A 9,196-nucleotide genomic window follows, 5' to 3' on the forward strand; every position below is an offset into this window, starting at 1 on the left:
GCACCCGAGAATCCGGGGTGCGGGCCTCAGCCGTACAGGGCCGTCCGCGAACGCTCGCCGATCAGCCCTTGGAAGCCTTCTTGTCGGCCTTCTTCTCATCCGCGTCCAGGATGACCGCCTCGGCGACCTGCTGCATCGACATACGACGGTCCATCGACGTCTTCTGGATCCACCGGAACGCGGCCGGCTCGGTCAGGCCGTACTCCGTCTGCAGCACCGACTTCGCACGGTCCACCAGCTTCCGCGTCTCCAGCCGCTGGGTGAGATCCTCGATCTCCTTCTCCAGCGCCTTCAGCTCCGTGAACCGCGAGACCGCCATCTCGATGGCCGGAACGACGTCACTCTTGCTGAACGGCTTCACCAGGTACGCCATCGCGCCGGCGTCCCTCGCCCGCTCGACGAGGTCGCGCTGCGAGAACGCGGTCAGCATCAGCACGGGGGCGATGGACTCCTCGGCGATCTTCTCGGCCGCCGAGATCCCGTCCAGCTTGGGCATCTTCACATCGAGAATGACCAGGTCAGGGCGGTGCTCCCGGGCGAGCTCGACGGCTTCCTCACCGTCACCGGCCTCACCGACGACCGAGTACCCCTCTTCTTCGAGCATCTCCTTGAGGTCGAGACGGATCAGCGCCTCGTCCTCGGCGATGACGACACGGGTCGTCAGCGGAGGCACGTGCGACTTGTCGTCGTCGGGCGCGTCTACGGGCTGGGGCGACTCGGGGGCGGTCACGGGGGCTCCTCTTTATGGGGCAGGTACTGCTCCCAAGAGCCTACCTAGCTACGGTAAGGTAGTGGGCCGAGGGGTGGTCGCAACCCTTCCTTTCCAAGGCCCCAGTACTCCAACTGGTTAGAGAGGCCGCTCTCAAACAGCGGACAGTGTGGGTTCGAATCCCACCTGGGGCACTTTTCCTTTGATTCCAAGGTCAGCACAATAAAGCGGATGTTCCCGTTCTCGTGAACATCCGCTTTTTGTTGCGCGTCGTTCGGCCCCCGCGCACAGGGTGTCCACATGTACGACATGAGCACACGCAAGCGGGCGCTCGCACTGGTCGGCCAGGGCCGCAGCCTGAACTCCGTCAGCAATGAGACAGGCGTCTCACCCGCGACCCTGCGCTCCTGGCAGACCCGCATCGAGCCGCTGAAACACGCCGGCAAGCCGTGCCCCCGCTGTCAAGGTGTGCCAGGGCCGCCCGAGGATCCGGGTGCCTACGCGTATCTCCTCGGCCTCTATCTCGGCGACGGCTGCGTCAGTGCCCACCGCAGAGGCGTGTACTACCTCCGCATCGTGTGCGACAACGCCTGGCCCGGCCTCATCGACGCCTGCGAGGCCGCGATGCGGTCCGCTCGCCCGGACAACACCGTGTCTCGCGTGAAGAAGGACGGCTGCGTGGCGGTCACCGCCGCCAGCAAGCACTGGCCCTGCTTCTTCCCTCAGCACGGCCCGGGCAAGAAGCATGAGCGCACCATCGCTCTGGAACCCTGGCAGCAGGAGATCGTCGACGCCCACCCGTGGGAGTTCGTCCGGGGGCTCATCCACTCCGACGGGTGCCGTATCACCAACTGGACCACCCGCCTCGTCCAAGGCGAGCCCAGGCGCTACGAATATCCCCGGTACTTCTTCACCAACTTGTCGAGCGACATCATGCGGCTCTTCACCGACACCCTCGATAAAGTCGGCGTCGACTGGAAGCCGGCGAACCGGCGCAACATCTCCGTCGCCCGCCGCGCCTCCGTAGCCCTCATGGACCTCCACGTAGGGCCCAAGTACTGAACCCAGCCCCCTACTTCGGGCTGTCGTCCTCTCCGATGTGGTGGACTCGGACCAGGTTTGTCGAGCCGGAGACGCCCGGGGGTGAGCCGGCCGTGATGACGACGATGTCGCCCTTCTTGCAGCGGCCGTGCTTCAGGAGGAGTTCGTCGACCTGGTCGACCATCGCGTCCGTCGAGTCGACGTGCGGGCCGAGCAATGTCTCGACGCCCCACGTCAGGTTCAGCTGCGAGCGCGTCGCCTCGTCCGGGGTGAAGGCCAGGAGCGGGATCGGCGAACGGTAGCGGGACAGGCGGCGGACCGTGTCGCCGGACTGGGTGAAGGCGACCAGGAACTTCGCGCCCAGGAAGTCGCCCATCTCGGCGGCGGCCCGGGCGACCGCGCCGCCCTGCGTGCGGGGCTTGTTCCGGTCGGTGAGGGGCGGCAGGCCCTTGGCCAGGATGTCCTCCTCCGCCGCTTCGACGATGCGGGCCATCGTGGCGACCGTCTCGACGGGGTACTTGCCGACGCTCGTCTCGCCGGACAGCATCACCGCGTCCGTGCCGTCGATGACGGCGTTGGCGACGTCCGAGGCCTCGGCCCTGGTGGGGCGGGAGTTCTCGATCATCGAGTCGAGCATCTGCGTGGCGACGATGACCGGCTTGGCGTTGCGCTTGGCCAGCTTGATCGCCCGCTTCTGGACGATCGGGACCTGCTCCAGGGGCATCTCGACGCCGAGGTCGCCGCGGGCGACCATGATGCCGTCGAAGGCGGCGACGATGTCCTCGATGTTGTCGACGGCCTGCGGCTTCTCGACCTTGGCGATCACGGGGAGGCGGCGGCCCTCCTCGTCCATGATCCGGTGGACGTCCTCGATGTCGCGTCCGCTGCGGACGAAGGAGAGGGCGATGACGTCGACGCCGGTGCGCAGCGCCCAGCGCAGGTCGTTCTCGTCCTTGTCGGAGAGGGCGGGGACGGAGACGGCGACGCCGGGGAGGTTGAGGCCCTTGTTGTCGGAGACCATGCCGCCTTCGACGACGGTGGTGTGGACGCGGGGTCCGTCGACGGAGGTGACTTCGAGGCAGACTTTTCCGTCGTCGACGAGGATGCGTTCGCCGGTGGTGACGTCGGCGGCGAGTCCGGCGTAGGTGGTTCCGCAGGTCTGGCGGTCGCCCTGGGTGCCCTCTTCGACGGTGATGGTGAAGGTGTCGCCGCGTTCGAGGAGTACGGGGCCTTCGGTGAAGCGGCCGAGTCGGATCTTGGGGCCCTGGAGGTCGGCGAGGATGCCGACGCTGCGGCCGGTCTCGTCGGAGGCCTTGCGTACGTGCTGGTAGCGCTCCTCGTGGTCGGCGTAGCCGCCGTGGCTGAGGTTGAAGCGGGCTACGTCCATTCCGGCTTCGACCAGTGCTTTGATCTGGTCGTAGGAGTCGGTGGCGGGGCCCAATGTACAGACGATCTTTGCTCGGCGCATGGTCCGAGCCTAGGGCTTACCAGTGGGTAGGGAATTGGCGCTGCATGACTACTCAACAACCTTTGCGTGAAGGGATATTGACAAGGGTTGGATTGTGCGCGGGGGTGCTCCGATGAGCATTTCGGGAGTTCCCCAAAGGACCTTCAGCGGGCTTTCAGAGTGCTGGTGGTGACATGGTGAAGCGGGCGTTGACCTGTGCATACACGTGTTGCCTTTCGGGTTCGAGGTCGAGGGCGGGGGCTTGTTCGGGGGCGCCGGCGTCGAAGCCTTTGGAGCGCATGGCGAACTGGGGGGCCGCCATGGCGTAGGGCTGGGGGTTCTCGGCGTCGATGTCGGCGAGTTCGACGAGGGCGGCGAGGGTGGTGCCGAGGGCTTCGGCGTATTCGCGGGCGCGTTGGACGGCTTCGCGTACGGCTTGCTGTCGGGCTTGGCGGTGGGCGGGTGAGTCGGGGCGGAGGGCCCACCAGGGGCCGTCGATGCTGGTGAGGTCGAGGTCGGCGAGGCGGGTGGTGAGTTCACCGAGGGCGGTGAAGTCGGTGAGTTCGGCGGTGAGGTGGACGCGGCCGTGGTAGGCGCGGATGCGTTCGCCGCGGCCGTGCTTGGTGAGTTCGGGGGTGATGGAGAAGGAGCCGGTTTCGAGTTTTTCGACGGCGTCGCCGTAGGTCTTGATGAGGTCGAGTGCGGCGGTGTTGCGGCGGGTGAGGTCGTTGAGGGCGTCGGTGCGGTCGGTGCCGCGGGCGCTGACGGTGATGCCGATGCGGGCGATCTCGGGGTCGATTTCGAGGTGGGCTTCGCCGCGGACGGCGATGCGGGGGGCCGCGGGGGTGCCGTAGGGGGTGGCGGGTGCGGGCTGCCCGGGGTGTTCGGGTGCGGAGGTCATGCGTACCACTGTGGCACCGGTGGGCCGGTCGCGTGTGTTCCCGGCGGGCCGGTCGTGGTGTCTGCCGGTCATCAGATCGAAACCTGCGGGGGGTGTTGCCGGGTGGGGTGATCGGGTCAGAATCTACGCGCGTTGTTGTGATGCGGGCCGCTCTTCGCGTCGACATCTACGCGCGTCGTTGATCGTTCCTCCGAGGAGTAGCCCGTCATGCCGTTGAACCGTCGGAAGTTCCTGAAGAAGTCCGCTGTGACCGGGGCCGGGGTCGCTCTGGCCGGTGCGGCCGCTGCGCCGAGTGCGGAGGCCGCGGTGGCGACGGGGCACGGTCACGGGAAGCCGAAGCCGAAGCGGTATTCGCTGACGGTGATGGGGACGACGGATCTGCACGGTCATGTCTTCAACTGGGACTACTTCAAGGACGCGGAGTACAAGGACGCGGCGGGCAACGCGCAGGGTCTGGCGCGTATCTCGACGCTGGTGAACGCGGTGCGCAAGGAGAAGGGCCGCGGGAACACGCTGCTGCTGGACGCGGGTGACACGATTCAGGGCACGCCGCTGACGTACTACTACGCGAAGGTGGACCCGATCACCGCCAAGGGCGGTCCGGTGCATCCGATGGCGCAGGCGATGAACGCGATCGGTTATGACGCGGTGGCGCTGGGGAATCACGAGTTCAATTACGGTATCGAGACGCTGCGGAAGTTCGAGCAGCAGTGCCGGTTCCCGCTGCTGGGTGCGAATGCGCTGGACGCGAAGACGCTGAAGCCGGCTTTCCCTCCGTATTTCATGAAGACGTTCCATGTGAAGGGTGCTCCGCCGGTCAGGGTCGCGGTGCTCGGTCTGACGAATCCGGGTATCGCGATCTGGGACAAGGCGTATGTGCAGGGGAAGCTGGTGTTCCCGGGTCTTGAGGAGCAGGCGGCGAAGTGGGTGCCGAAGCTGCGGTCGATGGGTGCGGACGTGGTGGTCGTGTCCGCGCACAGCGGGTCTTCCGGTACGTCGTCGTACGGTGACCAGTTGCCGTACGTGGAGAATTCGGCGGCTCTGGTGGCGCAGCAGGTGCCGGGGATCGACGCGATTCTGGTCGGGCACGCGCATGTGGAGATTCCCGAGCTGAAGGTGACGAACACGAAGTCGGGGAAGACGGTGGTGCTGTCGGAGCCGTTGGCGTATGCGGAGCGGCTTTCGCTGTTCGACTTCGAGTTGGTTTTCGAGAAGGGCCGTTGGTCGGTCGAGTCGGTGGCGGCGTCGGTCCGTAACTCGAATGCGGTGGCGGACGACCCGAAGATCACGAAGTTGCTGAAGGACGAGCATGCCGTGGTCGTGGCGTACGTCAACCAGGTGGTGGGTACGGCGACGGAGACGTTGACGACGGTGGAGGCGCGGTACAAGGACGCGCCGATCATCGACCTGATCACGAAGGTCCAGGAGGACGTGGTCAGGGCGGCGCTGGCGGGTACGGAGTACGCGTCGTTGCCGGTGCTGTCGCAGGCCTCGCCGTTCTCGCGGACGTCGGAGATTCCGGCGGGGGATGTGACGATCCGGGATCTGTCGAGTCTGTACGTGTACGACAACACGTTGGTCGCGAAGTTGCTGACGGGTGCGCAGGTGCGGGCGTATCTGGAGTTCTCGGCGGAGTATTTCGTGCGGACTGCGGCCGGTGCGGCGGTCGACGTGGAGAAGCTGACGAACGCGGGCAACCGGCCGGACTACAACTACGACTACGTGTCGGGGCTGTCGTACGACATCGACATCGCGCAGGCGGCGGGGTCGCGGATCAAGAACCTCTCCTTCAACGGTGCGGCGTTGGACGATGCGCAGCAGTTCGTGTTCGCGGTGAACAACTACCGGGCGAATGGTGGGGGTGCGTTCCCGCACGTGGCGTCGGCGAAGGAATTGTGGGCGGAGTCGACGGAGATTCGTACGCGGATCGCGGAGTGGGTGACGGCGAAGGGTTCGCTGGATCCGAAGGAGTTCGCGTCGGTGGACTGGAAGCTGACGCGTGAGGGCACGCCGGTCTTCTAGATCGGTTTTGCGCGGGTGTTCTTCGGGGTGGCCGGCTGATTTTTCAGTCGGCCACCAGTGGTGTGAGGGTCTTGGGTCGGCGGGCGGACGGGATCTGGGGGTGGGGGGTGAGTCCGAAGGTGGTGAAGGCGGTGCGGCCGGGCAGGGGGTAGGGGTCCTTGCCGGTGAGGGAGTTGAGGATGCTCGCGCTGCGCCAGGCGGTGAGTCCGAGGTCGGGGGCGCCTACGCCGTGGGTGTGTGTTTCGGCGTTCTGGACGTAGACGGATCCGGTGACGGAGGGGTCGAGGACGAGGCGGTGGTGGTCGTCGATCCTGGGGCGTGCGGAGGCGTCGCGGCGCATGTAGGGGTCGAGTCCGGCGAGGATGCGGTCGAGGGGGCGTTCGCGGTAGCCGGTGGCGAGGACGACGGCGTCGGTGGTGATGCGGGAGCGGCCGGCCTGCTGGGTGTGTTCGAGGTGCAGTTCGATCTTGGTGGTGGCGATGCGTCCCGCGGTGCGGACGTGGACGCCGGGGGTGAGGACGGTGTCGGGCCAGCCGCCGTCGAGGGTGCGGCGGTAGAGCTCGTCGTGGATGGCGGCGATGGTGTCGGCGTCGATGCCTTTGTGGAGTTGCCATTGGGCGGGGACGAGCCGGTCGCGTACGGGTTCGGGCAGGGCGTGGAAGTAGCGCGTGTAGTCGGGCGTGAAGTGTTCGAGCCCGAGTTTCGAGTACTCCATGGGCGCGAAGGCCTCGGTGCGGGCGAGCCAGTGGATTCTCTCGCGGCCCGCGGGGCGGTTTCTGAGGAGGTCGAGGAAGACTTCGGCGCCGGACTGTCCTGATCCGATGACGGTGATGTGGTCGGCGGTGAGGAAGTTCTCGCGGTGTGTGAGGTAGTCGGCGGCGTGGATGACGGGGACGCCGGGTGCTTCGGCGAGGGGGCGCATCGGTTCGGGGATGTGGGGGGCGGTGCCGATGCCGAGGGCGATGTTCCTGGTGTAGGTGCGGCCGAGGGCTTCGGCTTCGCCGTCGGTGTCGAGTTGGGTGAAGTCGACTTCGAAGACGTCGCGTTCGGGGTTCCAGCGGACGGCGTCGACCTGGTGGCCGAAGTGGAGTCCGGGGAGGCTGTCGCTGACCCAGCGGCAGTAGGCGGCGTATTCGGCGCGGTGGATGTGGAAGCGCTCGGAGAAGTAGAAGGGGAAGAGGCGTTCGCGGGTCTTGAGGTAGTTGAGGAAGGTCCAGGGGCTGGCGGGGTCGGCGAGGGTGACGAGGTCGGCGAGGAAGGGGACTTGGAGGGTGGCGCCTTCGAGGAGGAGGCCGGGGTGCCAGTCGAAGGTGGGGTGTTGTTCGTAGAAGACGGTGTCGAGTTCGGTGAGGGGGTGGGCGAGGGCGGCGAGGGAGAGGTTGCTGGGGCCGATGCCGATGCCGACGAGGTCGCGGGGGGCTTCGGTCTGGTGGTGCACGGGGGGCGTGGGGGGTGTGGCGGGCGGGGTCATCGGGCGGTGTGTCCTTCCACCAGTTTCAGGAGCGCGGCGAGGTCGTCGGGGCGGGTGTGCGGGTTGAGCAGGGTGGCTTTGAACCAGAGGCGGTTGTCGAGCCGGGCGCGGCCGAGGACGGCGTGGCCCTGGGTGAGGAGGGTGCGGCGTGCGTCGGCGACGGTGGTGTCGGCGGCATGGGCGGGCCGGAACAGGACGGTGCTGATGGTGGGGTGGTCGTAGAGCTCGAAGTGCGGGTGTACGTCGATGAGTTCGGCGAGTGTGGTGGCGTGGGCGCAGACCTGGTCGACGAGTGCGCCGAGTCCTTGGCGGCCGAGGGTTTTGAGGGTGACGGCGATTTTGAGGATGTCGGCGCGGCGGGTGGTGCGCAGGGAGCGGCCGAGGAGGTCGGGCAGGCCTGCTTCGGTGTCGTCGTCGGCGTTGAGGTAGTCGGCGTGGTGGCGCAAGGCGTGCAGGTCGTGGGGGTCGCGGACGGCGAGGAGGCCTGCGGCGACGGGCTGCCAGCCGAGTTTGTGGAGGTCGAGGGTGACGGTGTGGGCGCGGGCGAGGCCGTCGAGTTTGGGGCGGTGGCGGTCGCTGAGGAGGAGGCCCGCGCCGTAGGCGGCGTCGATGTGGAGGCGGGCGCCGTGGGTTTCGCAGATCGTGGCGATGTCGGGGAGCGGGTCGATGAGTCCGGCGTCGGTGGTGCCGGCGGTGGCGGCGACGAGGACGGTGCCGGGTGGGCCGCCGAGTGCGGTGAGGGCCTGGTCGAGGGCGGCGGGGTCCAGGGTGCCGGCGGGGGCGGGCACGGTGACCGGTTCGGGGAGGCCGAGGAGCCAGGTGGCGCGGTGGAGGGAGTGGTGGGCGTTCTCGGCCTGGACGAGCCGTACGTGGGGGTGCTGTTCGCGGGCGAGGAGGAGGGCGAGCTGGTTGGCTTCGGTGCCGCCGGTGGTGACGAGGGCGTCGGGGACGGTTTTCTGCTCGGCGGGGGGATAGACCTCGGCGGCGAGGGCGCGGGTGACGAGGGTTTCCAGTGCGGAGGCGGCGGGGGCCTGGTCCCAGGAGTCGAGGGAGGGGTTGAGGGCGGAGGCGGCGAGGTCGGCGGCGGTGGCGACGGCGAGGGGTGGGCAGTGCAGGTGGGCCGTGCAGTGGGGGTGGGCGGGGTCTGCGGCGCCTGCGGTGAAGGCGTGCACGAGGGTGTGGAGGGCGTGGTCGTCGCCGTGCTCGGGGAGGGGGTTGCCGAGGGCTTCGCGGAGGCGGGCGGTGACGTCCGGGGGGCCGCCGGCGGGGAGGGGGCCCGGGCGGGTGGCGGCGCCCGTCTTCAGTGCGTCGAGCACGGTGTCGAGTAACGGGCGCAGGTTGTCCGGGCCTTGGGGGCCCGAGGCGAGGGTTGTGCTCATGGGGCCTCCGGGGCGCGCGACGGGGTTTCCAGCGTTGTCGCGTTCCGCTCGGGGCGCAGGGAGTTCGGTGATCGGTACCCGAAAGTGTGGTGGTTGCCTTCGGCGGAGGGGGCGCTGTCCGGCCGGTGGGCGGGGGCGGGCCGGTGGGGGCTGGCCGCGCAGTTCCCCGCGCCCCTCAAAAGCGGGGCTGCGCCCCAGCTTTTGCCCCTTAAGGGGCGCGGGGAAC

7 protein-coding genes and 1 tRNA gene are annotated in these 9,196 nt (G+C 68.1%); 3 read left to right on the forward strand and 5 right to left on the reverse strand.

Annotated features, from left to right (window positions below; genetic code table 11):
• Window positions 1-61 precede the first annotated feature (61 nt).
• Window positions 62-730 carry an ANTAR domain-containing response regulator gene (locus ACFWGJ_RS37380; protein WP_107017560.1) on the reverse strand — a complete coding sequence of 223 codons (669 nt, stop codon included), beginning with the start codon at window positions 728-730 and terminating at the stop codon, window positions 62-64.
• Between the two features lie 98 nt (window positions 731-828).
• On the opposite strand from ACFWGJ_RS37380, the gene ACFWGJ_RS37385 reads away from it, so the two are divergent.
• Together ACFWGJ_RS37385 and ACFWGJ_RS37390 are read left to right on the forward strand one after the other, a co-directional pair.
• A tRNA-Leu gene (locus ACFWGJ_RS37385) sits at window positions 829-903 on the forward strand.
• 106 nt (window positions 904-1,009) lie between these two features.
• Window positions 1,010-1,771 (forward strand): transcriptional regulator, encoded by a 762-nt coding sequence (locus ACFWGJ_RS37390; protein ID WP_387333426.1) that lies wholly within the window; start codon window positions 1,010-1,012, stop codon window positions 1,769-1,771.
• Window positions 1,772-1,781: 10 nt separating this feature from the next.
• Here ACFWGJ_RS37390 and pyk read toward each other — a convergent pair whose 3' ends face one another.
• Window positions 1,782-3,218, reverse strand: coding sequence for a pyruvate kinase (gene pyk / locus ACFWGJ_RS37395; protein WP_387333427.1), 1,437 nt, complete (start codon window positions 3,216-3,218; stop codon window positions 1,782-1,784).
• A 154-nt stretch (window positions 3,219-3,372) separates the two neighbouring features.
• Window positions 3,373-4,098 (reverse strand): SIMPL domain-containing protein, encoded by a 726-nt coding sequence (locus ACFWGJ_RS37400; RefSeq protein ID WP_387333428.1) that lies wholly within the window; start codon window positions 4,096-4,098, stop codon window positions 3,373-3,375.
• A gap of 207 nt (window positions 4,099-4,305) precedes the next feature.
• On the opposite strand from ACFWGJ_RS37400, the gene ACFWGJ_RS37405 reads away from it, so the two are divergent.
• On the forward strand, window positions 4,306-6,120 hold the full coding sequence (locus ACFWGJ_RS37405) for a bifunctional metallophosphatase/5'-nucleotidase (protein ID WP_387333429.1): 1,815 nt from the start codon (window positions 4,306-4,308) through the stop codon (window positions 6,118-6,120).
• Between the two features lie 43 nt (window positions 6,121-6,163).
• Here the strand turns inward: ACFWGJ_RS37405 and ACFWGJ_RS37410 are convergent, their stop codons facing one another.
• Window positions 6,164-7,591: a lysine N(6)-hydroxylase/L-ornithine N(5)-oxygenase family protein gene (locus ACFWGJ_RS37410; protein ID WP_387333430.1), complete on the reverse strand. Its 1,428-nt coding sequence runs from the start codon at window positions 7,589-7,591 to the stop codon at window positions 6,164-6,166.
• Window positions 7,588-8,970 carry a pyridoxal phosphate-dependent decarboxylase family protein gene (locus tag ACFWGJ_RS37415; RefSeq protein WP_387333431.1) on the reverse strand — a complete coding sequence of 461 codons (1,383 nt, stop codon included), beginning with the start codon at window positions 8,968-8,970 and terminating at the stop codon, window positions 7,588-7,590. Before ACFWGJ_RS37415 ends, ACFWGJ_RS37410 begins: the two co-directional genes overlap by 4 nt.
• Between the last annotated feature and the right edge of the window lie 226 nt (window positions 8,971-9,196).

Source organism: Streptomyces sp. NPDC060205 (assembly GCF_042728395.1).
GTDB lineage: Bacteria > Actinomycetota > Actinomycetes > Streptomycetales > Streptomycetaceae > Streptomyces.